Origin of the sequence: Clostridium sp. Marseille-Q5894 (assembly GCF_946902305.1) — a bacterium.
Taxonomy (GTDB): Bacteria; Bacillota_I; Bacilli_A; order Erysipelotrichales; family Coprobacillaceae; genus Thomasclavelia.
In genome coordinates this window covers 169021-195584 of sequence record NZ_CAMPPT010000004.1, presented here as the reverse complement: position 1 = coordinate 195584, position 26564 = coordinate 169021, and the positions used below count along the sequence as shown (strand labels likewise).

General features: G+C 32.2%; 26 protein-coding genes and 1 other annotated feature. Of the genes, 24 read left to right on the top strand and 2 right to left on the bottom strand.

Going from position 1 to position 26564, the window contains the following annotated elements; all coding sequences use genetic code 11:
* Positions 1-3 precede the first annotated feature (3 nt).
* The 9 genes from leuC (at position 4) to OC535_RS08020 (ending at position 13614) form a co-directional block, all read left to right on the top strand.
* Positions 4-1278: a 3-isopropylmalate dehydratase large subunit gene (gene leuC, locus OC535_RS08060; protein WP_498823545.1), complete on the top strand. Its 1275-nt coding sequence runs from the start codon at positions 4-6 to the stop codon at positions 1276-1278.
* Positions 1278-1757: a 3-isopropylmalate dehydratase small subunit gene (gene leuD, locus OC535_RS08055; RefSeq protein ID WP_024722162.1), complete on the top strand. Its 480-nt coding sequence runs from the start codon at positions 1278-1280 to the stop codon at positions 1755-1757. Before leuC ends, leuD begins: the two co-directional genes overlap by 1 nt.
* Positions 1758-1762: 5 nt before the next feature.
* On the top strand, positions 1763-2845 hold the full coding sequence (leuB, locus tag OC535_RS08050; RefSeq protein ID WP_024722163.1) for a 3-isopropylmalate dehydrogenase: 1083 nt from the start codon (positions 1763-1765) through the stop codon (positions 2843-2845).
* 19 nt (positions 2846-2864) lie between these two features.
* Positions 2865-4541 carry a dihydroxy-acid dehydratase gene (ilvD, locus tag OC535_RS08045; protein ID WP_024722164.1) on the top strand — a complete coding sequence of 559 codons (1677 nt, stop codon included), beginning with the start codon at positions 2865-2867 and terminating at the stop codon, positions 4539-4541.
* Between the two features lie 20 nt (positions 4542-4561).
* On the top strand, positions 4562-6241 hold the full coding sequence (gene ilvB / locus OC535_RS08040; RefSeq protein WP_227052654.1) for a biosynthetic-type acetolactate synthase large subunit: 1680 nt from the start codon (positions 4562-4564) through the stop codon (positions 6239-6241).
* Positions 6242-6409: 168 nt separating this feature from the next.
* A complete protein-coding gene (locus OC535_RS08035; RefSeq protein ID WP_024722166.1) occupies positions 6410-6619 on the top strand; it encodes a hypothetical protein in 210 nt (69 codons plus the stop codon).
* 119 nt (positions 6620-6738) lie between these two features.
* Positions 6739-6867: a hypothetical protein gene (locus tag OC535_RS08030; protein ID WP_498823544.1), complete on the top strand. Its 129-nt coding sequence runs from the start codon at positions 6739-6741 to the stop codon at positions 6865-6867.
* Between the two features lie 627 nt (positions 6868-7494).
* Positions 7495-12408, top strand: a complete 4914-nt coding sequence (locus OC535_RS08025; RefSeq protein ID WP_498823543.1) for a CehA/McbA family metallohydrolase — start codon at positions 7495-7497, stop codon at positions 12406-12408.
* A gap of 48 nt (positions 12409-12456) precedes the next feature.
* Positions 12457-13614 carry a YibE/F family protein gene (locus tag OC535_RS08020; RefSeq protein ID WP_498823542.1) on the top strand — a complete coding sequence of 386 codons (1158 nt, stop codon included), beginning with the start codon at positions 12457-12459 and terminating at the stop codon, positions 13612-13614.
* Between the two features lie 250 nt (positions 13615-13864).
* Here the strand turns inward: OC535_RS08020 and OC535_RS08015 are convergent, their stop codons facing one another.
* A complete protein-coding gene (locus OC535_RS08015) occupies positions 13865-14422 on the bottom strand; it encodes a TetR/AcrR family transcriptional regulator C-terminal domain-containing protein (protein ID WP_498823541.1) in 558 nt (185 codons plus the stop codon).
* A 127-nt stretch (positions 14423-14549) separates the two neighbouring features.
* On the opposite strand from OC535_RS08015, the gene OC535_RS08010 reads away from it, so the two are divergent.
* From OC535_RS08010 to OC535_RS07995, 4 genes are all read left to right on the top strand, one after another.
* A complete protein-coding gene (locus tag OC535_RS08010; RefSeq protein ID WP_498823540.1) occupies positions 14550-15533 on the top strand; it encodes an ROK family protein in 984 nt (327 codons plus the stop codon).
* The gene (locus tag OC535_RS08005; protein WP_498823539.1) at positions 15533-15850 is read left to right on the top strand and encodes a PHP domain-containing protein; all 318 of its coding nucleotides are present in this window, start codon (positions 15533-15535) and stop codon (positions 15848-15850) included. Before OC535_RS08010 ends, OC535_RS08005 begins: the two co-directional genes overlap by 1 nt.
* A 25-nt stretch (positions 15851-15875) precedes the next feature.
* Positions 15876-16424 carry a PHP domain-containing protein gene (locus OC535_RS08000; protein ID WP_498823538.1) on the top strand — a complete coding sequence of 183 codons (549 nt, stop codon included), beginning with the start codon at positions 15876-15878 and terminating at the stop codon, positions 16422-16424.
* A gap of 106 nt (positions 16425-16530) precedes the next feature.
* The gene (locus OC535_RS07995; protein WP_024722173.1) at positions 16531-17385 is read left to right on the top strand and encodes a YitT family protein; all 855 of its coding nucleotides are present in this window, start codon (positions 16531-16533) and stop codon (positions 17383-17385) included.
* Positions 17386-17389: 4 nt separating this feature from the next.
* Here the strand turns inward: OC535_RS07995 and OC535_RS07990 are convergent, their stop codons facing one another.
* Complete coding sequence (locus OC535_RS07990; protein WP_024722174.1) at positions 17390-17701, bottom strand: rhodanese-like domain-containing protein; 312 nt, start codon at positions 17699-17701, stop codon at positions 17390-17392.
* A gap of 84 nt (positions 17702-17785) precedes the next feature.
* On the opposite strand from OC535_RS07990, the gene OC535_RS07985 reads away from it, so the two are divergent.
* The 11 genes from OC535_RS07985 to OC535_RS07935 all read left to right on the top strand — a co-directional run bounded on the left by OC535_RS07985 (position 17786) and on the right by OC535_RS07935 (position 26517).
* Complete coding sequence (locus tag OC535_RS07985; RefSeq protein WP_024722175.1) at positions 17786-18970, top strand: phosphoglycerate kinase; 1185 nt, start codon at positions 17786-17788, stop codon at positions 18968-18970.
* Positions 18971-18985: 15 nt separating this feature from the next.
* Positions 18986-19729: a triose-phosphate isomerase gene (gene tpiA, locus OC535_RS07980; protein WP_024722176.1), complete on the top strand. Its 744-nt coding sequence runs from the start codon at positions 18986-18988 to the stop codon at positions 19727-19729.
* 170 nt (positions 19730-19899) lie between these two features.
* Positions 19900-20283 (top strand): desulfoferrodoxin family protein, encoded by a 384-nt coding sequence (locus OC535_RS07975; protein ID WP_227052643.1) that lies wholly within the window; start codon positions 19900-19902, stop codon positions 20281-20283.
* 331 nt (positions 20284-20614) lie between these two features.
* Positions 20615-21928 (top strand): circularly permuted type 2 ATP-grasp protein, encoded by a 1314-nt coding sequence (locus OC535_RS07970; protein WP_498823537.1) that lies wholly within the window; start codon positions 20615-20617, stop codon positions 21926-21928.
* The gene (locus tag OC535_RS07965) at positions 21910-22590 is read left to right on the top strand and encodes an alpha-E domain-containing protein (protein ID WP_227052641.1); all 681 of its coding nucleotides are present in this window, start codon (positions 21910-21912) and stop codon (positions 22588-22590) included. The genes OC535_RS07970 and OC535_RS07965 overlap by 19 nt, the downstream gene beginning before the upstream one ends.
* Entirely contained in the window at positions 22583-23359 is a 777-nt protein-coding gene (locus tag OC535_RS07960; RefSeq protein WP_227052640.1) for a transglutaminase family protein, read from the top strand. Before OC535_RS07965 ends, OC535_RS07960 begins: the two co-directional genes overlap by 8 nt.
* A 196-nt stretch (positions 23360-23555) precedes the next feature.
* A complete protein-coding gene (gene rplK, locus OC535_RS07955; RefSeq protein ID WP_024722181.1) occupies positions 23556-23969 on the top strand; it encodes a 50S ribosomal protein L11 in 414 nt (137 codons plus the stop codon).
* A gap of 67 nt (positions 23970-24036) precedes the next feature.
* Positions 24037-24723 carry a 50S ribosomal protein L1 gene (gene rplA / locus OC535_RS07950; protein WP_024722182.1) on the top strand — a complete coding sequence of 229 codons (687 nt, stop codon included), beginning with the start codon at positions 24037-24039 and terminating at the stop codon, positions 24721-24723.
* Between the two features lie 10 nt (positions 24724-24733).
* Positions 24734-24857: a sequence feature (ribosomal protein L10 leader region), on the top strand.
* Positions 24858-24894: 37 nt separating this feature from the next.
* A complete protein-coding gene (gene rplJ, locus OC535_RS07945) occupies positions 24895-25470 on the top strand; it encodes a 50S ribosomal protein L10 (RefSeq protein WP_498823536.1) in 576 nt (191 codons plus the stop codon).
* A gap of 30 nt (positions 25471-25500) precedes the next feature.
* Positions 25501-25872 (top strand): 50S ribosomal protein L7/L12, encoded by a 372-nt coding sequence (gene rplL / locus OC535_RS07940; protein WP_024722184.1) that lies wholly within the window; start codon positions 25501-25503, stop codon positions 25870-25872.
* A 51-nt stretch (positions 25873-25923) separates the two neighbouring features.
* The gene (locus OC535_RS07935) at positions 25924-26517 is read left to right on the top strand and encodes a class I SAM-dependent methyltransferase (protein ID WP_498823535.1); all 594 of its coding nucleotides are present in this window, start codon (positions 25924-25926) and stop codon (positions 26515-26517) included.
* Positions 26518-26564: the final 47 nt, after the last annotated feature.

Here is a 26564-nt window from a genome sequence, read left to right as displayed (position 1 = left end):
ATCATGGCAATGACTATGACACAAAAAATTTTAGCAAAACATGCAGGTTTAGATGAAGTTGTAGCTGGACAATTAATTGAGGCAAAACTTGATGTTGTCATGGCTAATGATATTACTGGACCAATGGCGTTACCAATTTTTTATCAAATGGCAGATAAGGTTTTTGATAAAGATAAAGTTGTATTAGTGCCAGATCATTTTACGCCAAATAAAGATATTAAATCAGCAGAAAATTCTAAAGCAATTTTAGATTTTTCTAATAAACAATGTTTAACTCATCATATGGAACAAGGTAAATGTGGTGTTGAACATGCGATTTTACCAGAAAAAGGGATCGTTGTAGCTGGAGAATGTATCATTGGAGCAGATTCTCATACATGTACATATGGTGCTTTAGGAGCTTTTTCTACTGGAGTCGGTACTACTGATATCGCAACAGGAATGGCAACTGGAGAACTTTGGTTCAAAGTACCTAGTGCAATTAAATTTGTTTTAACTGGAAAACCATCACAATATATAAGTGGAAAAGATATTATTTTACATATCATTACGAAAATTGGAGTTGACGGGGCTCGTTATAAGAGTATGGAATTCGTAGGCGAAGGAATTCAATATTTAACTATGGATGATCGTTTTACGATTTGTAATATGGCAATTGAAGCCGGAGCTAAAAATGGAATTTTTCCAGTTGATGCTTTAACAATTGATTATATGAAAAAACATTCTACTAAAGAATACTCGATTTATGAAGCTGATGAAGATGCTGATTACGATGAAGTGATCGAAATAAATTTAAGTGAAGTAAGACCAACTGTGGCATTCCCGCATCTTCCAGGAAATGGTCATACGATCGATGAAATTGAAGCAATGGATAAAATTATGATCGATCAAGTAGTAATTGGTTCTTGTACTAATGGTCGTTTATCTGATTTACGTAAAGCTGCAGCAATTCTTAAAGGAAAAAAAGTTGCTAAAAACGTTCGCGTAATGGTCGTTCCAGCAACACAAAAAATCTTTATTCAATGTATCCAGGAAGGTTTAGCAGAGATTTTTGTTGAAGCCGGATGTGCTTTTAATACACCAAGCTGTGGTCCTTGTATGGGTGGTCATATGGGTGTAATGGCTAAAGGTGAAAAATGTGTTTCAACGACTAATCGTAATTTTGTTGGTCGTATGGGTGATACAGAAGCATTGATTTATTTAGCTTCTCCAGATGTAGCAGCAGCTAGTGCTATTGCTGGATATATCGCAAATCCTGAAAAAGTAGGTGAAGAGTAATGAAAATATATAAATATGGTGATAACGTAGATACAGATGTAATTATCCCTGCTCGTTATTTAAATTCGTTTGATGCTAAAGAGTTAGCTAGTCATGCAATGGTGGATATTGATCCTGATTTTGCTAAAACAGTTGAAGATGGTGATATTATTGTTGCGGGAAAGAACTTTGGATGTGGTTCTTCTCGAGAACATGCCCCATTATGTTTGAAGACAGCAGGAACTAAATGTGTAATTGCGGAAAGTTTTGCACGTATCTTTTATCGTAATTCAATCAATATTGGCTTTCCAATCATGGAATGTCCTGAAGCAGTAGCGGGTATTGATCAAGGTGATGAAGTAACTGTTGATTTTTCAACGGGTTTAATCACTAATGTTACAAAAGGGCAAACTTATCAAAGTCAGCCATTTCCAGAATTCTTACAAAAAATGATTGAAGTTGATGGCTTAGTCAATTACGTAAATAGTAAAAAGGGGTAAGAATTATGGAAAAAAATATTGCAGTAATTAAAGGTGATGGAATTGGACCAGAAATCGTTGGTGAAGCGATGAAGGTTTTAGATGCTGTTGCTAATAAATATAATCATAAATTTAACTATACGCAAATTTTAATGGGTGGGGCATCAATTGATGTACATGGTGTCCCCTTAACTGATGAAGCATTAGAAGTTGCCAAAAATAGTGATAGTGTTTTATTAGGATCAATTGGTGGCGACACAACAACTTCACCCTGGTATAAATTAGAACCTAGTCTTCGCCCTGAAGCCGGATTATTAAAAATTCGTAAAGAGCTAGGGTTATTTGCAAATTTAAGACCAGCTGTTTTATATGATGAATTAAAAGGAGCATGTCCATTAAAAGAAGAATTAACTGAAGGTGGGTTTGACATGATGATCATGCGTGAACTTACTGGCGGTTTATATTTTGGAAAGCGTTCAACTAAAGAAGAAAATGGTGAATTAGTTGCTCGTGATGCGATGAGTTATAGTGAAACAGAAATTAGAAGAATTGCTAAGCGAGCATTTGATATTGCGATGAAACGTAATAAAAAAGTTACTAGTGTTGATAAAGCAAATGTTATTGATACTTCAAGATTATGGCGCAAAGTTGTAAGTGAAGTAGCTAATGACTATCCTGAAGTAACTTTAGAACATATGTTAGTAGATAACTGTGCAATGCAGTTAGTTAAAGATCCTAAACAATTTGATGTTATTTTAACAGAAAATATGTTTGGTGATATTTTAAGCGATGAAGCAAGTATGGTGACAGGATCGATTGGAATGTTATCAAGTGCTTCTTTAAGAGAAGATAAATTTGGAATGTATGAACCAAGTCATGGTAGTGCTCCAGATATTGCTGGTAAAAATATTGCTAATCCGATTGCGACGATTTTATCGGCGGCAATGATGCTTCGCTATTCATTTGATTTAGATCAAGAAGCTAAAGATATAGAAGGAGCAATTGAAAAAGTCTTAAAACAAGGATATCGGACTGCTGATATCATGTCAGAAAATAAAACAAAAGTAGGAACTAAAGAAATGGGTGACTTAATAGTTGCTAATCTATAAAGATAAAGGGGGAAATAAGATGCGTAGTGATAATGTAAAAAGCGGAACTGAAAGAGCGCCACATCGATCATTATTTAATGCCTTAGGATATACTGATGAAGAATTAGAACGACCATTGATAGGGGTTGTAAATTCATATAATGAAATTGTTCCAGGACATATGAATCTTGATAAAATTGCAGATGCTGTAAAAAAAGGGATTTATTTAGCTGGTGGGGTGCCAATTGAGGTACCGGCTATTGCTGTATGTGATGGAATTGCGATGAATCACACAGGAATGAAATATTCATTAGTTACTCGAGAATTAATTGCTGATAGTACAGAAGCACTAGCAACAGCACATCAATTTGATGGTTTAGTTATGATTCCTAATTGTGATAAAAACGTACCTGGTCTATTAATGGCAGCAGCTCGTTTAAATATTCCAACTGTTTTTGTATCAGGAGGACCAATGTTAGCAGGGCGTAAAGTAGATGGGAATAAAACATGCCTATCTTCATTGTTTGAAGCTGTTGGTCAGTTTAATGCTGGTATGATAACTGAAGAAAAACTTCATGAAATTGAGCAAAAAGCTTGTCCGACTTGTGGATCATGTTCAGGAATGTATACTGCTAATTCAATGAACTGCTTAACTGAAGTTTTAGGAATGGGTCTTAAGGGAAATGGTACGATTCCCGCTGTATATAGTGAAAGAATTAGATTGGCTAAGCATGCCGGAATGCAGATCATGGAGTGTATTAAAAAGAATATTAGACCACGTGATATTATGAATGAAAAAGCTTTTCATAATGCATTAACTATTGATATGGCATTAGGATGTTCAACTAACTCAATGCTTCATTTACCAGCTATAGCTCATGAAGCCGGGGTTGAATTAAATTTAGAAATTGCTAATGAAATTAGTAAAAAAACACCGAACTTATGTCATTTAGCTCCAGCTGGAGATACATTTATGGAAGATTTAAATGATGCTGGTGGTGTCTATGCGGTAATGAATGAAATTAATAAACTTGGTTTATTATATACTGATATTATGACGGTAACTGGTAAAACAGTTGGTGAAAATATTAAAGGATGTGTAAACTTGAATCCTGAAATTATTCGTCCAGTTGAGAAACCATATGCGCCATTTGGAGGAATTGCGGTCTTAAAAGGTAATTTAGCACCTAATGGAGCTGTAGTAAAGCAATCAGCAGTAGCTCAGGAAATGATGGTTCATAGTGGACCAGCCCGTGTTTTTGATAGTGAAGACGAAGCTATCGCGGCAATTAGAGCTGGTAAGATCGTTAAGGGTGATGTTGTTGTAATTCGTTATGAAGGTCCAAAAGGGGGACCAGGAATGCGTGAGATGTTATCACCTACAAGTGAAATTGCGGGAATGGGATTGGATAAAGATGTTGCTTTGATTACTGATGGTCGTTTTTCTGGAGCTACTAGAGGAGCTTCGATTGGACATGTTTCTCCAGAGGCAGCTTCAGGGGGACCGATTGCATTAGTTGAAGAAGGCGATATTATCAATATTAATATTTTAGAGCATTCAATGAATGTTGAAGTAAGTGATGAAGAATTGGCTAAACGTAAAGCTAAATGGCAGCCAAGAAAACCAAGAATTACAACGGGGTATCTAGTAAGATATGCGTCAATGGTAACTTCTGCTGATCGTGGAGCAATTCTTGAAGCTAAAGAAGAAAAATAAATAATAAGGAGGGAATTGCTATGAAGTTAACAGGTTCGGAAATTGTTGCAGAATGTTTGATCGAACAGGGTGTAGATACTGTATTTGGTTATCCAGGGGGAACGATTTTAAATATTTATGATGCATTATACAGATATCAAGATAAGATTCATCATATTTTAACATCTCATGAACAAGGGGCTGCACATGCGGCTGATGGATATGCTAGAGCAACAGGAAAAGTTGGAGTATGTATGGCAACATCAGGACCCGGGGCGACTAATTTAGTTACAGGGATTGCTACAGCATATATGGATTCAACTCCTCTTGTGGCAATTACTGCTAACGTAGCTGTATCACTATTAGGGCGTGATAGTTTCCAGGAAATCGATATTGCTGGGGTGACAATGCCAATTACTAAACATAATTTTATTGTTAAAGATATTAATGATTTAGCTCCAACAATTCGTAAAGCTTTTCAAATTGCTAAAGAAGGACGTCCAGGACCAGTATTAGTTGATATTACTAAAGATGTTACAGCAGCTACAATTGACTTTGAGCCATGTGTACCGGATGTAATTGAACCACGTCGATATACATATGGATCACAAGAGATAGATCAGGCAATAAAAATGATAGAAGCTAGTGAAAAGCCGTTTATCTTTGTTGGCGGTGGGGCTATTGCTAGTGATGCATCTAATGAATTAAAAGAATTTGCGGAAAAAATTGATGCTCCAGTTACCGATTCATTAATGGGTAAAGGTGCTTATGATAATACTCGTCCTCGTTATACAGGAATGATTGGGATGCATGGTACCAAAGCTTCTAATTTTGGAGTTAGTAGATGTGATTTATTGATTGTTATTGGTGCTCGTTTTTCTGATCGCGTTACTGGTGATACTAAACGCTTTGCTAAAGATGCTAAAATTATTCACATTGATGTTGATGCGGCTGAAATTAATAAAAATGTAATTGTTGATTTAGGAATTGTTGGGGATGCTAAGAGTGTATTAACGGAATTAAATGCAAAACTTACAAGACAAAATCATCCTCAGTGGTTAAAAGAAGTTCGTGATTTAAAAGAACAGTATCCTTTAAACTATGATAGTGAAGGGTTAACAGGACCATATGTTATTGAACAAATAGATTATTTGACAAATGGTGAAGCTATCATTTGTACTGATGTAGGACAACATCAAATGTGGGCTGCTCAATATTATCGCTATAAACGCCCTCGTCAATTCGTTTCATCAGGTGGAGCGGGAACGATGGGATTTGGTTTAGGGGCTGCTATGGGCGCTAAACTTGGTAATCCTCATCAAACAGTTTTCAATATTGCTGGTGATGGCTGCTTTAGAATGAATATGAATGAATTAGCAACATTAAGTCGTTATAATATTCCAGTAATTCAAGTAGTTATTAATAATCGGGTGTTAGGAATGGTTCGTCAATGGCAAACATTATTCTATGGGCAACGTTATTCAAATACGATCTTAGCTGATAAAGTTGATTTTTGTAAAGTTGCTGAAGGTTTAGGATGCAAAGCAATTAAAGTTACAACGAAAGAAGAATTAGTTCCTGCTATTAAAGAAGCAATGGAATATGATGGACCAATTGTAATTGAATGTATAATTGATAAAGATGATAAGGTATTCCCAATGGTTGCACCAGGAGGACCAATTGCTGAAGCATTTGATGCTACTGATTTAAAAAATAAATAATGTTTTAAAAGCTATAGACTATGGTTTATAGCTTTTTTTGACCAATGAATCTCTAATTGAACCGTTGAATCAAAAAGCATCATAATAAGAAACAATTGATGTATAAAACAGAATACCATCATAATTTTCCAATAATAGTTAAGTAAAATATGTAAAGAAGGTGAAAAGATGCGAAAAGTAATGATAAATGTAATGTTGCTTATTATTGGAATAGGTCTATCTAGAATCTACTTTCTTATATTCGGTTATTTTATAAGCAAGTTTTATGATATAGGAGAGGGAATTGGGATTACTTCATTGATGCTTTATTTATATCTTATTTTAGCCATCCCACTAATTTTAATTATTTTAAAGAAAATCAAAGAATTATTAAACTAAGAATTATAATATGAATAAGATTATGTAAAAAGATCTTTGTGATGACAGTTCCTAAATACTTATTTTAAATTAAATATTTTTTATGTATTTAATAAGATATTGTTTGAGAAAAAAATAATATGAAAAGGAAATTATTAGGATTTATAACATGTATTTGTTTATCATTGAGTTTATGTACTGTTACTACAACAAATATTGAAGCAGATGCGCGTTTATCGTTTGCAAAAACTGCATTATGGTATATTTAAAAAAGTATCAACTGCTTTTTATTTTAGAAGTCCAAGTATCGAAATTGGAGATAATTATATAGTTCTATTTATTTTAATCAAGTAAATACAGGAATGATGATATACCAATCAAAGAGATTATTAAAATATTATCAACATAATTTGTACAGGTTAATAAAAATCAAATTATAAATATTGATAAAATAGCTTTTATGAGAGGAATGAAGATAAAATTAAGACATAGTACTGTAATAATAGAGGTTAGTAGAAGAAAAAGAAGGGAAGTATTTGAATTAATGATTCGAGCAATTAATCAGATATAATTGGCTAGTCGATGAAAGAAACTTTTTACTTAAGTTTCTTTTTTTGGGTGAGAATTTGATGTTTTTTCATATGAATAATTTTTAATTTGTTTATCTGCAAAATATTTTACACTATTTGAAGCAAATTATTATCAAACTCATTATCTCCTGTAAGATATATTTTTACAAAAATATCTGTGAATATTATTTTAATAGCATAAATATTTATTTTTTAAAACTATAATAAAAAATCTTATAAATTAATTGATTAAAACTTTACATAAACTTGGTATTTTGATTTAAAGGAGATGATTATAATTTATCTGAAAATGAAAGGAGAAAAATAATGATATGGCAAAAGAAATTTCATAAAATTAGTATTTGTCTACTGTCTTTAGTGATGATATTTTCCATAATGTATGGAAATCTAAATTTTATTAACGCTCAAGAACAGCGACAGACTATTGCAAACTGGAATATAGATAGTAATCCTGAAACAGTACCAGAAAAATCTGTAATTCCAGCTACTTTTGGAGAAGGGTTTAATTTGACTACAAATGCCACAGGAACCTGGGGAAATAGTGCAAGCTATTTTTTAGCAGCTAGTGGCTTTGATGGTGAAGCGGGCAGTAAATACTGGCAAATTGAAATACCAGATTCAAGTTATGAAGATTTACAGATTAGTTTTAGCATGCGGCGTTCAAAAACGATGAATCAAGAGTGGCATGTTTTATATTCACAAGATGGTTTGGAATATAAAAAAGTTAGTGAAAGTGATTTTGAGATTACTGCTACCTCTGGAGCATTAAATGCAATATCATGGAATGATAATACATATTTAAGTATACCTAGCGAGGCTAGATATATTCGGATTGTTCCAAGTGATGATGTTAGTAGTAGTGGAGCTACTTGTTATTTGAATAATATTACATTAACGGCATTGTTGGGTAATAAAGTAAGTAATGTAATTATTGCTCCAAATGGTGGCCAGGTAGCGTTAAAGACAAAATTATCAATGAGTTGTGCTACGCCTTTAGCAACGATCTACTATCAGATTGGAAATGACGAGGCTAGGGTTTATGATCTAAATAACCCACCAGTGTTAAACGAGCTGCCTTGTACGATCAAAGTTTGGGCAACTTTAGATGGTAAAGAAGACAGTGATGTAAAGGTATATCAATTTACAGAAAAATACAGTACGATAAATGATGCTCGTAATGGTGAAAATAATGAATTTACAGTTAAAGGCATTGCTACAAGTAAATATGATAATGCATCATTAGGTCAATATATTCAAGATTCTACAGGCGGAATCATGTTATATGGGGATGCAGTTTTAAAAGATAAAAAGATTCAAATTGGTGATGAAGTAATCGCTAAAGGAGTTACTAAGTATTATAGTGGTAAATGTGAATTAGAAGTAACGGATGTTCAAATCATAAGCAATAAAAATGAAGTTTTAGCTACAACTGTAACACTGGATAAAATTGGTGATATGTGTGGTGGAAAATATGTAGCTTTAGATGAAGTTATTGTAAATAGTATGTCTAAAGACAATTATAACAATGCTAATCTAACTTTATTTAAGGATGGTTATACACTAAATGCCGAATTAGATTCACGTCGTGGTGATGATTATGAGATCTTAGCAAAAAAGATTGCTCAAAACAATGTTATCAATATAAAAGGAATTTTAGAGGGATATAATGGCTCATATATTTTACAATTATTGAATGCTGATGATGTAACTAAAGTGGCAGATAAGCCAAGTGAAGAGATTGCCGGTGTTGTGGCTAGTCAAGGTAGTGGGGAGTTGGAATTGAATAGTAAAATCACATTATCCTGCGCTACTTCAGATGCTAAGATCATGTATAAGTTAAATGATGGTGAGTATCTTGAATATAAAGAGCCAATTACGATCACAGTTTTACCAGCAACATTAAAAACTTATGCTATTTTAAATGGTGAATCAAGTAAGGAAATAACATATACATACCATGAAGTATTTACAGGAACATATAATACTTATTTTGGTCAATTACATGCTCACACAAATTTATCTGATGGGGCAGGATCAGTTGAAAGTGCTTTTGAATATGCTTCAAAAGTTAAAAATTTAGATTTTTTAGCAGTTACTGATCATTCTAACTCATTTGAAGGTAGTAATTATGAAGCTTCGATCAATGATTCAGCAAATAATGAAAAATGGGCAACTGGTAAAGCCGCAGCCCAAAATATCACTGATCAAAAAATTATTAATGACGATGTTACTAGCGCTGGATCAACTTTTTTAGGAGTCTATGGTTATGAGATGACATGGAGTGATGGTAGCGGACATATTAATACTTTCAATACAGCCGGTTTTGAGAATCGAAATAATGCAATTTTTCAAAACAAAAAACAGTCAGCAAGCAATCCTTCAGGATTAGCCCAATATTATGATCGTTTAGTTAGTGCCGCGACATCAATTTCTCAATTTAATCACCCAGGAACAACTTTCGGAGATTTCTATGACTTTACAAACTATAGTGTTGAAAACGATGCAAGAATTAATTTGATTGAAGTTGGTAATGGTGAAGGAGCTGTAAGGAGCGGTGGTTATTTTCCATCATATGAATATTATACAAGAGCGTTAGATAAAGGCTGGCATGTAGCACCAACGAATAACCAGGATAATCATAAAGGGGCTTGGGGTGATGCAAATACAACTCGTTCAGTTATTTTAGCGCAAACATTAGATGAAAATAGTTTATATGATGCTTTAAATAAACGTCGTGTTTATGCAACAGAAGATAATGATTTGAACATTTATTATACTTTAAATGATCAAATCATGGGTAGTGAAGTATATGATGCTGGTGAAACTGTTCACCTTAGTGCTAAAATTAGTGATCCTACAGATAAAGCAATTGGAACTGTAGAGGTAATTGTAAATGGAGGAATCGTTGCTGCAAGTAAGACGCTTTCTGGAAATGAAGGAACCGTAACATTTGATCTGCCTAATAATTATTCATATTATTATTTAAGAGTAACTCAGCTAGATCAAGATATCGCAGTAACGGCGCCAGTATGGACAGGCGAAGTGGAAAAAGCGGGCATTGCTAGTGTTGCTTGCGATACCGAATTACCTATTAAAAATGAAAATGTTGGAATTACTACAACACTATATAATAATGAAAATGTCGATATGATAATTAAATCGATTGAATATTTTGTAAATGGAAATGTTATTCGTAGTATCGATGGTAGTGAACTTACTAATGGTGCGATTCTAGAATCGTTAAAAACAACGACAGATGAATTTACATATATTCCTTCTGTAAATGGAGAAACAACGATCAATGTAGTTTTAAAGGCAATGATCAATGGGGTAGATAAGACTTATAATGGTTTGGTTAAATTAGATGTCGCTGATCCAAGTACAGTTACAAAAGTTGTGATTGATGGGACACATTTTAATGATTATGTAAACGGATATTATAGTGGGAATATGGATAACTTTATCAAGTTATGTGCTAATCAAGGTGTTCAGGCAAGAATAGAAACTAATAAAATTGATGCTAAATTATTGAAAGATACAGATTTACTGGTAGTAACGGCGCCAATGAAAAAAGTGACATCTACTAGCGGTGATGGAATGCAGCCGAGTGTTTTTGAAGAATCGTTTATGAAAGATGTTGCAGAATATGTAAATAATGGTGGAACTGTAATAACATGTGCGTTAGCTGACTATCAAGATGCAAATGAAGATCCATATACATCAAGTACACAAATTAATACGTTATTAAAAACAATTGGGTCATCGATGTCAATTAATAGTGATGAAGTAATTGATCAAGAAGTTAATGATGGTCAAAGTTATCGTTTAAAACTTAAAGGAACATATAATAGAGATTCAAAATGGCTAGCAGGGGTAGTTGATCAACAAGAGTACAGTGTTTATTCAGGATGTTCAGTAAATCCTGGCAAGGGTGAAGCACTGGTTAAAGGGTTTGACACAACTTATAGTATAAATTCTAGAAAAAGTAATAGTAAATATGAAAGTGATAAACCAGTACTAAGTGCCACTGCACCATATGATGAAAATACAGCTGTAGTAAAAAAAGGTGATGTAACAGTGTTGGCAGCTGAACAAGTTGGTCAAGGACAGGTATTTACAGCTGGGACAGTGTTCTTATCAAATTTTGAAGTTAAGGCAGACATGGATAATATTTATGACTTGCAATATATAAATTATAATATCGTAACTAATATTTTAGATAGTGTAAAAGTGGATGTTCCCACAACAAGTATTGCAGAAGTTCGTCAAAATGGACATCTTGGAGATATTTATGCAGTAGAAGGAATTGTTACTGCAGGTAGTGAAGCTCCAAATGCGTTCTTTGATACAATTTATATCCAAGATGAAACTGGTGGAATTGATATTTTTCCAATTGCTAATGGCAGTGGGATCAAAGTAGGTAATAAAGTACGTGTAATTGGATATGTTGATGAATATCAAGGGGATAAAGAATTAAAGATTGGTAATAGTGGTGTTTATGGTTATGAGATAATTGATGATGCTGTTAATCCGCTGGATCCAACTGAATTAAGTTTAATGCAAGCTAATGATTATGAAAATTATGGTGGATTATTAGCTAAAGTTAAGGGGAGAGTAACTGAAGTAAGTATTGTCGATGGTATCTTAGATAATTGTTGGATTCAAGATGATCAAGGAACTAGATTTAGAATATTTGTTGATGGCTATATTAATCCTGAAGTAGATACAAGTGATGTAATTCAAGTAGGTAACGAAGTTAGTGCGATTGGAATCATATATAATAATCCAAATGGTGTTTGTTTAAGAGTCCGTGATCGTAATGAAATTAGATTAGAAACAGTGAATAGAATAGACAAGAGTGAATTACAAAAGTTGATCGATGAGATGTTAACTAATGATGGATATAGTGATTCTAGTTATGCAAGCTATTTAAAAGCAATCGATGAGGGTAAAATAATTTTAGCTGATTTGAATGTTACTCAAAGTGAAGTTGATCAGGCAGTTGAAACAATTAAACAAGCTATAGAAAAACTTGAAAAAAATCCTAAAAATGAAATTACAAAACCTGGTGATGATCAAACTGCTAAACCTACTGTAACAGAAACTACTAATAAAAATAAAGCGGTTGAAACAGGAGATAATAGTAATCAGGAATTAGTTTTAATAATGGCAATAATAAGTATATTTGGATATAGTTTGATTAGAAAAAAAGAAATTTAAGCTGATAAAGCGCCACATTGTGGCGTCTTTATCATTGGAGGAAAAAAATTGAAGTTAAAAATAAAAAAAATTACTAAAAAACAATTTATTAAGATGGCATTAATATTCATTGTAACTGTTATATTTGTTAGTGCTATTTATTTGATTAATCAGAATAACCAAGATTATCAATCATCTAGTGCTGGTAAATATGTAAAAGCTATTGTTTTAGAGGTTAAAGGTGATAAATTAGAAACTAGTGATAAAAGTGGTTTACAGCTAGGAAGTCAAGAAGTTAGTTTAAAAATAACTGAAGGTGAGCATAAAGGTGAAGTACATGATGTTACAAATGAAGTTAGTCAAATTCATAATATAGTTGTAAAAAAAGGGACTAAAATTATTGTAACGATTTTAGAAAATACTCGTAACAGTTATAATGTAGCTATTTATAATTACGATCGTACTAATACGATTTTGATTAGTATAATACTTTTTGTGGCTCTATTATGTTTTATTGGAGGGATAAAAGGATTTAAAGCTGTATTAGGGTTAGCGTTTGCGATGATTGGGATAGTACTGATCTTAATACCTTTGGTAGCTAGAGGGTATGATGCTATTTTAGTGTCGATTGGTGTGGTGAGTATTATTACTCTAGTATGCTTTATTGTGTTTGATGGAGTAAGTGCAAAATCAATTTCGGCAATTATTGCAACAGTTACTGGAGTAGCAATTGCAGGAATTTTTGCTTATTTAGTTCAAGTTTTAGGGCATTTGAGCGGTTTTAATATGACTGAAGCAGAATCGTTAATGTTGATTTCTGGAGATAATCAGTTTTATATTCGGGGCTTATTAGTGGCGGGAATTATCATTTCATCACTAGGGGCAGTGATGGATGTAGCAATGTCGATTGCTTCGTCGGTAAATGAGATATATGTAGTTAATTCTAATTTAACCTTTAAACAGTTAGTTGCTTCTGGAATGAATGTAGGAAAAGATGCGATGGGAACAATGGCAAATACATTGATTTTAGCATTTACAGGAAGTTCTTTGAACTTACTATTATTGGTCTTTTCTTATGGGATAAGTTTTACTCAATTTATCAATAATGATTCGATAGCCATAGAATTATTACAAGGAATTGCAGGGTCTATTGGTATTGTAATATGTGTTCCTATAGCAGCAATCATTACATCATTAATTTGCAAGCGTGATTTGAAACGGAAATAAAACATAAAGTGTTTGCACATGAATTGATTTAGAGGTAGAATAATAGCAAGAGGTGATTGAAATGAATGCAGTATTAACTGGAGATAGTACGAATATTACACCATATATCATATTGATGGTAGTAGCGGTAATAGTAGTAATTGGGTTTATTGTTTATAAGATGAAAAATAAAAATAAATAGTTGATTAAAGAGGTTTCGTTAAATGAAATCTTTTTATTTTGTTAAAAAAAGAAGTTGAATTTCAACTTCTTAATTATGTAATAATTCTACAGCAAATATTTCACTTTGAGTAGCAATTTTTTTTAGATCATGAGCTAATTTTTCAGGTTGAGTTTTCATATTAGTTTTTATCCATTGCAAAACAGTTCCAGAAATTCCATAAGCATAAAATTCACTAAAAAAATTTTTTTCTTGAATTGAAATAGAGTTGTTTGTATCAAGTTTGGTAATTGCATCATAAAAACATTTTTGGGATAGATTATAGAGATCTTGGTAGAAGTATTGTTCATTAGTATTAATAGTACTAATATAAAAATCTTTTTCTTGATATATTTTTTTTAAAACCTTAAGTAAGCATTGATCCCAGTTATTAAAAGTAATGATATTTTCAATATCTATAAACAACTCATCATAATAGAGCCATTGTAAAAGGTCGTATTTATCTTGAAAATGATAATAAAATGTTTGGCGATTTAAACTACATTTACTAGTAAGATCGTTTATAGAAATCTTTTCAAAATTACGATACTGACATAATTCTTTTAATGATTTAGCAAGCGCACGTTTTGTAATTAAAGAGTCGGACATACTATATTCACCTCAAAATCATTGTATCAAATAAATGTGAATAAAACATTTACATTGATAATATTATTGCTATAATAAAATTGTAAACTTTCGACACGATATAACGAAAGTTGCAGGAGGGAGATATTTGACTAAGGTAACAGATTTAAAGACAAATAACATTCATCAAATTAGACTATGTTTTTACAATGGGAAAGTAATAACAAAAAATGAACTAGCAAAACAAACAAAGCTTTCTTTAGCAGCTACAACTAATATATTGAAGTACTTATTAGAACGTCAGGAGATATATTTAGCTGGAGAAGCCAAGTCAACAGGGGGACGAAAATCAAAACAGTATGTATTAAATAAAGATTATTATCATTTGTTAAGGATAATTTTAAAAAAAGAAGCTTTGGGCTGCTGTTTTATGGTAAATATAGTTGATCTTTTAGGAAATGTGAAATTAGAAAAAAAGATTATTAAAAAGAAAGAAATAGTAAATGATATTTTAGAAATAATTACTAGTTTTTTAAGAAAAGATAACAAAATAGAAGTTTTAGCTTTAAGCATTCCTGGAGTTTGTCAGGATGGTAAAATAGATATTTGTGATTTCGATGAACTGGTAAATATTGATTTATTTGCGTTGATCAATGAGCGGTTTGATCTTGAGGTGATAATCGAAAACGATGTTAATATTGCTAGTATCGGTTTTGCAGATCATTATCCCAAAATTGAAAATATTGTTTTGATGTATCAGCCTAAAATCAAATATATTGGTTGTGGAATATTAATTGATCGTCATTTGTGTAAAGGAGCTACAAATTTTGCTGGTGAATTATCATATTTGCCGTTTATTTCACACTATCAGCAGGATAGGATGTTGGAAAGTGATCCTCATGGTTTGTTATTAAAACAGTTAGCGACGATTTGTTGTGTAATAAATCCAGAAATTGTGGGAATATGTAGTGACGTTTTTGAAATATTCGATAGCAGTGAGCTGATTAAATATGTACCTAGAAAACATTGTCCTAAAATTATAAATATTGATAATTTAGATGAATTAATATTTGCAGGTTTATATCATTTGGCAATAGAAGTATTAAAAAATAAAATAAGAGGAGAAGGCTAATGGAAAAATTTATTGATTTGCATATGCATTCAAAATATAGCAGTGACGGTGAATTTACACCAGAGGAATTAGTGAAACAATGTTATCAAGCTGGTATTAGAATTATGGCTATTGCTGATCATAATAGTGTTAAAGCAATTGATGCAGCTAAAGAAATGGCAGAAAAATTAAATATTCAGTATATACCAGCAATTGAGATTGATTGTACATATAACGGAATCGATTTACATGTTCTAGGCTATGGTATAGATTATCATCAAGAAGATTTTTTTCTTTTAGAAAAAAAACGTTTTCGATCAAGAATTAAAGTGTTCTAAAGAAAAAGTAGAGTTAATAAATAAAATGGGATTTGATGTAGATTTAAATGCATTAGAAAGTTTAACAGATAGTGGAATATATACTGGTGAGATGATCGGAGAAGTATTGTTAAATGATCAGCGTTACGTAGATTATCCGTTATTGAAGCCGTATCGAAATGGTGGTGAACGCAGTGATAATCCGTACGTTAATTTTTATTGGGATTTTTATGCACAAGGGAAACCGTGTTATACTAAAATAATTTATCCGAGTTTACAAGAAACAATTAATTTGATAAAAAAGCATGGCGGTGTTGTTGTTTTAGCGCATCCTGGTAATAATTTAAAAGGGCGATTTGAGTTATTTGATGAAATGGTAAAACTAGGTGTTGAAGGCGTAGAAGCATTTAGTAATTATCATAGTTTAGAGACGGTTGAGTATTTTTATAAGTTTGGTAAAAAAAATCACCTTTTAATTACCTGCGGCAGTGATTATCATGGTAAAACAAAACCAGCAATTAAACTTGGTGAATGTCATTGTATGATTGATGAGCATGAAATTGAAGAACAGTTAAGAAAATACAAATTACTCTAAGAATACATCAAATATTAACTATTAATTTTGGTTTTGATGTTATATTGTTCTTTAATTAATACAATCACTGTGCTATAATCGGAGCAGGAAAAAGGGGATTTGTAAAATGGATTTAAAAAAAAGAAAATATTTAATTAGCTTCGGAGCTGTTTTATTATCATCGATGGTCATGGCATTTGCGACTAAGAATCTAGTGCGCCCAGCAGGAATTTTATCAGGTGGCTTTATGGGGATTGCCATTATGGCTGATATGGTTGCAGAACTATTTGGTGGAAGTCTTCCTACTTCGATTGGTTTATTGTGTTTGAATATACCTGTGGCATTATTTTGTGCTAAAAAAATATCACCTCGCTTTGTATTTTTTTCATTATTGCAAGTTATTTTAACATCTTTATTTTTACCACTGGTACCACAAATACCATTATTTGATGATAAAATTTTGAATGTGATTTTTGGCGGCTTTTTATTTGGTGGTAGTATTGTTATTGCTTTGAAAGGAAATGCTTCAAGTGGTGGAACGGATTTTATTTCCTTATATGTTTCTAATAAAAGCGGCAAAGAAATTTGGAATCAAGTATTTATTTTTAATGCATTGATGCTTAGTGTATTTGGCTGTATTTTTGGTTTTGAAGCAGCAGGATATTCAATACTATTTCAATTTTTATCAACTAAAACAGTATCTACATTTCATACTCGTTATAAACGGGTGATGATGCAGATATTTACAAAGCAGAAAGATGATGTAATGGCAATATATTGTGAGAAGTTTCATCATGGGATTACAGCTATAGATGGAATGGGAGGTTATTCTAAGACACCAATATCAATGTTGACAGCAATTGTTTCTAGTTATGAAGTTGATGATGTGATTACAGTTTTAAAAGAAGTTGATCCTAAAATTATTATAAATGTTAGTAAATCAGAAAAATATGTGGGACGTTTTTATAACGCACCATTATAAAATTTTAGTAGTATTGTTTATTGATAGGGTGCTCGATTGCATAAAATCCACCATTAAAACTATAAGCATTATAACCTTGCATTGAAAGCTGTTTAGCTAATTCTAAAGATCTTTTGCCACTATAACAAATTAAGTAAATGGGTTTGTTTTTAGAAAGTTTAGGGGGATTACTAATAAAAGAATCGTAAGGGATATTGATAAATTTATGCAGATGTAATCTATTAAATTGTAAAGGGTCTCTTAAATCGATAAATGTATAATCGTGTTTGAGTAATTCTGGTAAATTATCAATATTAATTAATTGGCTATTTTTCATACATTTCACCTCATTATATTGTATGAAATTAATTGAAAACAATGAATAACAGTGATATAATTCAGCCATGGAGGAATATTAAAAATGGATAAAAAAACAATCAAAGATATCGAAGTCGCTGGAAAAGTGGTTTTATGCCGTGTTGACTTCAATGTACCAAGAAACAAAGAAACTGGAGAAATTACTAATGATAATCGTGTGGTAGCAGCGTTACCTACAATCAATTATCTATTAGAACAAAATCCAAAATGTGTAGTATTATTCTCACACTTAGGAAAAGTTAAAACAGAAGAAGACAAAGCTAAAAACGATTTAGCAGTTGTTGCTCCTTGTTTAGAAAAACATTTAGGAAAACCTGTAACATTTGTTAATGCTACAAGAGGAGCAGTATTAGAAGATGCAATTAAAAATGCTGCTGATGGTGCAGTGATCTTAGTACAAAATACTCGTTATGAAGCTGGTGAATCTAAAAATGATCCTGAACTTGGAAAATATTGGGCTTCATTAGGTGATGTTTTTGTTGAAGATGCATTTGGTTCAGTACATAGAGCACATGCTTCAACTGCTGGTATTCCTGCTCATTTACCAAGTGCAGCTGGATTCTTAGTAGAAAAAGAAATCGCATATATTGGAAAAGCTGTAAATGATCCTGAAAGACCAATGGTTGCTATTTTAGGTGGAGCTAAAGTTTCTGATAAGATCTTAGTTATTGAAAACTTATTAAAAATTGCTGATAAAGTTATCGTTGGTGGAGGTATGTCATATACTTTTGCTGTTGCTCAAGGTAAAAAAGTTGGAAATTCTTTATTAGAAGAAGATAGAGTTGAAATTGCTAAAGAATTAATCGCTAAAGCAGGAGATAAATTAATTTTACCTGTTGATGCAGTTGTTAATAATGCTTTCTCTGAAGAAGGAGATATCAAAGTTGTTGAAGGAGATATTCCAGATGGTTATATGGGATTAGATATCGGACCTAAATCAGTTGAAAATATTAAAGCTGCTTTAGCTGGTGCTAAAACTGTAATCTGGAATGGCCCAATGGGTGTATTTGAAATGCCTGCATTTGCTAAAGGAACAATTTCTGTATGCGAAGCTTTAGCTAATTTAGATGGTGCAAATACTATTATCGGTGGTGGAGATAGTGCTGCTGCTGTAATGCAACTTGGATATGCTGATAAAGTTTCTCATATCTCAACTGGTGGAGGAGCTTCATTAGAATATATGGAAGGTAAAGTTCTTCCAGGTATCGCTGCAATTGATGATAAATAATAAGGGGAGATTATAATGAGAAAACCAATTATCGTAGGAAACTGGAAAATGAACAAAACAATCGCTGATACTAAAGCGTTTGTTGAAGCTGTAGATGCTAAAGTGTCTGACAGTGCTGATTGGGGAATTGCTACTCCATATTTAGCTTTACAAGCTGCTAAAGAAGGAACTAAAAACTTATTAGTTGCTGCTGAAAATTGTCATTTCAAAGATAGCGGAGCTTATACTGGTGAAGTTAGTGTTGAAATGTTAAAAGAAATTGGAGTTGAATGGGTAATTCTTGGTCACTCTGAAAGAAGACAATATTTTGGTGAAACTGATGAAACAGTAAATGCTAAAATGTTACAAGTATTAAAAAATGATATGACACCAATTGTTTGTGTTGGTGAAACTTTAGAAGAATATGAAGCTGGAACAACTAAAGATGTTGTAAAAACACAAACTGTTGCTGCTTTTAAAGATGTATGTCCAAAATGTGCAGCGCGTAGTGTAATTGCTTATGAACCTGTATGGGCTATTGGAACAGGAAAAACAGCTACTAATGAAATTGCTCAAGATGTTTGTGCATATATTCGTAGTGTAATTGCTGATTTATATGGTCAAGAAGTTGCAGATCAAGTAAGAATTCAATATGGTGGTTCTGTTAAACCTGAAGGATTAAAGACTTTATTAGAACAACCTGATATAGATGGTGCTTTAGTTGGAGGAGCATCTTTACAAGTAGATTCTTATCTTGCAATGGTTGAAAATTTAGGATAATATCAAGGCTCCCTTAGGAGCCTTTTGTTTTGAAAATTAAAGGTATATAAATAAGTAAATTATTAATAATAATATGGGGAGTATTTAATAAAGCATATTAGTAACTATTATTATTTATTTGTGTTATTATATAGTTGCAAGGGAAAGATAAGATGAAAGGAGGATTGAAGATGAAACTATTGAAATGTCCTATCTGTGGAAATGTTGTTGAGATGATTGATGATCATGGGGTACCATTAATGTGCTGTGGTAAAAAAATGGAAGTAATAGAAGCAGGAGTAGTAGATGCTGCTGTTGAAAAACATTTACCAGTGGTGAGTGTTGATGGTAATAAGTTAAAAGTATCAGTAGGTGATGTAAGTCATCCTATGACCCCAGAACATTTTATTAGTAATATTTGGGTAGAGTTTGAAACTGGTAATATTTTGAGGGTCGCACTAACTTCAAATGATCAGCCAGAGGCTAGTTTTGATATTGCTGGTAAAAAAGGAAAAGCTACAGTATATGAGTATTGCAATCTTCATGGCTTATGGAAAACAGAAATCGACTTATAAAAATCCTCGTTTCAGAGGATTTTTTTTAACAATATTATTATTAATTGTAATCAAGAGAGTTATTTGCTGTTAAATTTAAAATATTTTTAAATCTGTCTAATGAAGGTTGATGAGATACTTGATTTTATTAGAGAGTAGATGAGAGTAAAGATATATTGAAAATGGGTTGTAATGGCAAAAATTAAATTTCTAGATAAAGTATGTGTTTTTTTATAATTGTGTATTGCTGATGTAAAAATATCAATAATAAATTGACAATCCATCAAACGTATTATATTATTATGATAATAAAATATTATCAATGCGATAATATTTGTTTGGAGGGAGATATATGCAAGAGTTAGTAAAACATGAAAAAAATATTAATGAGCTGTTAAAAAGATATGGGGTTAAATTTGGTATATATAAAAACAATGAGTTTCATGAACAGTTTTTTCCATTTGATGCAATTCCAAGGGTAATCACAGCAGAGGAATTTGCTTATTTAGAAAAGGGGTTGATTCAAAGAGTAGATGCTTTAAATCTATTTTTAAAAGATATTTATACTACGAGATCTATTGTTAAAGATGGTGTTATTCCTGAAGAATTTATTTTTATTTCAAAAGGATATCTTCATGAATGTAATGGTATTTTACCACCTAAAGGAATATTTAGTCATATTTCCGGTATTGATCTAGTTGAGAGTAAAGACAAACAATGGTATGTTTTAGAGGATAATTTGCGAATTCCTTCTGGGGCAAGTTATCCAATGATTGCAAGAGAGTTAACCAGACGTGCTTCACCAATGACGTTTAAAAAGAACGAAATTGTTGACAATCGAGATTATACAACATTGTTAAAAGAGACGATGGATTATGTGAATTGCGATGGAATCAATGTAATCTTAACACCAGGAAGATATAATTCGGCATATTTTGAGCATTCTTATTTAGCTGAAAAAACGGGTGCTGTTCTAGCAACACCTAATGAACTGATAGTTGAAAATAATTTACTATTTTATAAAAATCAGGTTGGTTTAAAAGTCAAAGTTGGAACACTATATCGTAGAGTTTCTGATGAATATCTTGATCCGATGACATTTTTACCAGAATCAGTAATTGGCATCCCTAATTTGATGTCAGTATATCGGGCAAGTAATGTAGCGATTATTAATGCACCTGGCAATGGGGTAGCGGATGACAAAGGAATTTATTATTTTGTTCCTAAAATGATTGAGTATTATTTAAAAGAGGAGCCTATTTTAAAGAACGCTCCAACTTATTTGGCGTATTATAAAAAGGATAGAGATTATATTCTAAAGAATATTGATAAGTTAGTAATAAAAGATGTTTCAGAAGCAGGTGGTTACGGTGTTATTTTTGGAGCGGATTTAAGTGAAAAAGAATTACAAACTTTAAAACAAGAAATTTTAGAAAAACCACGGCGGTTTATTGCCCAGGAAGTAATTGATTTTATTGATTTGGAGGTAAGTGAAGAAGGTAAAGTAGTTTTGCGAAAGGCGGATTTAAGAGCGTTTGTATTATCAGGTGAAAAAACAAAAGTATGGGCAAGTGGATTGACAAGATTTTCAAGAAAACAAGGTTCATTTGTCGTTAATTCATCACAAGGAGGAGGGTTTAAAGATACATGGGTGCTATCACGTTAGAAAAATCAAATAATTTATATTGGTTAGGAAGATATATTGAAAGAGTTTTTACGGGGATTATCAACTATCAGCATTTGTTTGATAAGATGATAGATGGTGACTTGGAAATATATAAAGAATATTGTCAGCGTTTGGAAATCGAAGATAATTATTTTAATGACGCACATTTTATAACATCTTATTTATTTGATAAAAATAATGCTGATTCAATTGTGACAAATTTGTCAAGAGCATATGATAATGCGATTATATTAAGGGATGAAATAAGTTCAGAAAGTTTATCATATATTCAATTATCAATTAATATTTTTGAAAGAATGGAGTTTTCTGATGCGCCGGTTTTAGAATTACAAAAAGTACAAGATAATATCTATGCGTTTTGGGGGAGTATTGAAGAGACTGTTGAAGAAGGAAGCCGCAATATTATTAAATGTGGTAAATATGCTGAAAGGGTGGATCTTTATTATCGTTTACAATGTTCAAAAGACATTTTGGAAAAGAGTATTTGCCGATTAGTTGATCAGGTTGATAAAATTAAAAAATTATATCATTTAGATGATTTAAATGAATTTAAATTTGATAAAGCGATGTCAAAGGATCATTTGGATTATATCCAACAATTAAACAACTTAAATATATTGTTTATGGTGCAAAATGACTAAAAGATTAAGTTTTGAATATGAAATGATTTTAGAATTTGATGATTTTATCTCTAATCAACAGTTCCAGTTGCGTTGTGTTCCTAAAGACGGAACATATCAACGGGTTGAATCAGTAGCGTATTCAATATTTCCTACAGATTTAGTTTCTCGGATGCATGATGGGTTTGGAAATTTGATTTATGTAGGAAGTTCTTTAAAAAAACATAAAAGTTTTACTTTTAGGGTGAGAGGGGTAGTTGTTACAAGTTTGACGCCTTTAGCTGAAAGCGATTATTTTCATCCAATATATAAATATGAAACAAAATTAACGATGGCAGATCAAAATATTAAAAATTTTGCAGACAAAATAAACATAGATGATTATAAAGATTATGCTGTTACATTGATGCATTTAATTTATCAAGAAATGACTTATACTCCAGGAGTTACTAATATATATACCGATGCAATAAATGCATTTGCTTTAAAAAAAGGTGTCTGTCAAGATTATACACATATTATGTTAAGCATGTTAAAATATCGTGGTATTCCATCAAGGTATGTAGCAGGAATGATGGTAGGTGAAGGCGCTACCCATGCCTGGGTTGAAGTGTTTTATAAAGGTTTTTGGGTCGGCGTGGATCCTACTAACGATCGGATAGTAAATGAAGATTATTTTAAATTAGCACATGGCCGGGATTATAATGACTGTATTATTGATAAAGGGGTATTTACAGGTAACTGTAATCAAAAGCAGAAAGTCAGAGTAAGGGTCAAAGAATTAAAATAAATATATTTAGAAGTAACTAATTATTAAATTATAAAACCTTTTATAGGTTTTATTTTTTGTTTTATTAAAAAAAGTGTTGCATTTATCAAATATTAATGTATAATTCGTAAGTGACGCGATATGTGTTACTATGCGTGGAAGGACACTGTCCATTTGACCACAGCACGGACAAATTTTATATAGGAGGTTATGTCACGTGAGTAAAAAAGTTGTAAGAGTTATGAAGATTCAATTCCCTGCTGGGGGAGCTAAACCAGGTCCAGCATTAGCTGGAGCAGGTATCCAAATGCCTAAATTCTGTACAGCGTTCAATGACCAAACTAAAGATCGTATGGGTGAAACTGTACCTGTTGTCTTAACAGTTTATGAAGATAAAGATTTTAGTTTTGTATTGAAAACTGCACCAGCAGCTGAAATGATTAAGAAAGCTTGCGGAATCAAAAAAGGTTCAAGCAACGCTGGAACTACTACTGTTGCTAAGTTATCAGCTGATAAGTTAAGAGAAATCGCTGAATACAAAATGCCAGACTTAAATGCTAACGATATAGAATCAGCAATGAGAATTGTTGCTGGTACTGCTCGTAATATGGGCGTTGAAGTTGAAGCATAGTTAAAAAATAGAGAATTATCGTCATTTGTGGAAGGATAATCCGTTAGACCACTAAGGAGGAAAAGTAATGGCAAAGAAAAGTAAAAGATATCAAGAAGCTGCTAAATTAATTGAAAAAGGTAAAGCTTATTCAATCGAAGAAGCAGTTGCATTAGTAAAAGAAACAAGTAAAGTTAAATTTGATGCTGCTGTAGATGTTGCATTTAGATTAGGAGTAGATCCTCGTCAAGCAGACCAACAATTACGTGGAGCATTAGTATTACCAAACGGAACAGGAAAAACTAAAAAAGTTTTAGTTGTTACTGAAGGAGCTAAAGCACAAGAAGCTAAAGATGCTGGAGCTGATGTTGTTGGTGGTAAAGAAATTTTAGAAGACATCAAAAAAGGATGGTTAGATTTTGAAGTTATGATCGCTACTCCTGATATGATGGCTGAATTAGGTAAATTAGGTCGTATTCTTGGGCCTAAAGGGTTAATGCCTAACCCTAAAACAGGAACAGTAACTATGGATGTTGCTAAAGCTGTTAAAGAAACTAAAGCTGGTAAAGTAACTTACCGTACTGATAAAGAAGGAAATGTTCAATTAACTATTGGACGTGTATCATTCGATAATGAAAAGTTAGTAGAAAATTTCACTGCTATCTATGATTTATTGGTAAAAATCAAACCTTCTACTTCAAAAGGTGTTTATATGAAAAATATTGCTATCTCATCTACAATGGGACCTAGCATTAAAGTATCAGCTGCTAAATAGTAGCTATTAATTAGTCGCAATCAATATACCCAAGACAGTAACTGGGAAACCTTAATTTGTTACCGAGGTGTTAAAGAAATATATTATATATATTAACTTTGACTCTCGTTTTACGAGAGTTTTAGTTTGAGTATATTGTTGCATATATAGAAAATTACAGGAGGTGTGACAATGTCAGCAGAAGCAATTAAAGCAAAAAGCGCATTAGTCGAAGAAATCGCTGCTAAGTTAAAGGAAGCTCAATCTGCAGTAGTAGTTGAATACCGTGGATTATCTGTAGCAGAAGTTACAGAATTACGTAGAAATTTACGTGCTGAAGATGTTGAATTCAAAGTTTATAAAAACACATTGGTTCGTAGAGCAACTGAAATAACTGGTTATGAAGGACTTAATGCACAATTAACAGGACCAAACGCAATTGCATTTGGTAACAGTGATGCTGTAGCACCAGCAAGAGTACTTGCGAAATTCGCTAAAGATCATGAGGCTTTAGTAATTAAAGCAGGAGTGGTTGAAGGTAAAATATTAGATGTTGATGAAGTTAAAGAAATTTCTAAATTACCTAATCGTGAAGGTATGTACTCTATGTTGCTTGGTATGTTACAAGCACCAGTTAGCAAATTTGCGCGCGTAGTAAAAGCTGTTGCAGAGGCTAAAGAAAACGGAAGCACTGCAGAAGCTACAGAAGAAGCTGCACCAGTAGAGGATGCAGCTAGTGAAGAAACTAAAGAAGAAACAGCTGAATAATCAGCTAAATAAAATTGGAGGAAAATAAACATGGCAAAATTAACACATGAAGATATCTTAGCTTATTTAGAAGAAGCTACAATCTTAGAATTAAATGATTTAGTAAAAGCAATTGAAGAAAAATTTGATGTAACTGCTGCTGCACCTGTAGCTGTAGCTGCTGCTGGAGCTGAAGAAGCATCTAGTGAACCAGCTAACGTTACTGTAACATTAACTGCTCCTGGTGGAACTAAAGTTGCTGTAATCAAAGCTGTAAGAGAAATTACAGGATTAGGATTAGTTGATGCAAAAGGTTTAGTTGATAAAGCACCATCTGTAATTAAAGAAAACATTCCTGCTGCTGAAGGAGCTGAAATTAAAGAAAAATTAGAAGCTGCTGGAGCAACTGTTGAAGTTAAATAATTAATTTAACTAATAAGAGCCCTCAAGGGCTCTTTTGTCTTTGGAGGGAATATGAAACATTATTATACCAATAATGAAGATTTAGTGAGTGCTCCTGAACAATTTAGTTTTTTTTATCGTGATAAAGAATTGAAATTTATTAGCGATAATGGAGTTTTTTCAAAAAAAATGATTGATTTTGGTTCGAGGGTACTACTAGATGCAATAATTATTGATGAAAGTAAAAGTAGTTTATTGGATGTTGGATGCGGTTATGGGACTTTTGGCATTGCTTTGAAAAGTGTTTACCCATTTTTACAAATTGATATGGTTGATGTAAATGAGCGGGCGTTATCTCTTGCAAAAAAAAATTTACAGATAAATAAATTGGATGCAAATGTATTTTTGAGTAATGTTTATGATAATGTTGAAGGTAAATATGATTTGATTGTTACGAATCCTCCGATTAGAGCGGGAAAGGAAATTGTGACAAAAATTTTGGTAGATGCCAAAGAACATTTAAATCCAAATGGTGAGATTTGGGTGGTTATCCAAAAGAAACAAGGGGCTCCTTCGGCAAAAAAGAATTTGGGAACAGTTTTTAAAAATGTAAATGTAGTAAAAAAAGATAAAGGGTATTATATTTTAAAGGCTGTTAATTGTTAAGGATGGATGTAAAAGCATTGATTATTAAGTAATAATCAATGTTTTTT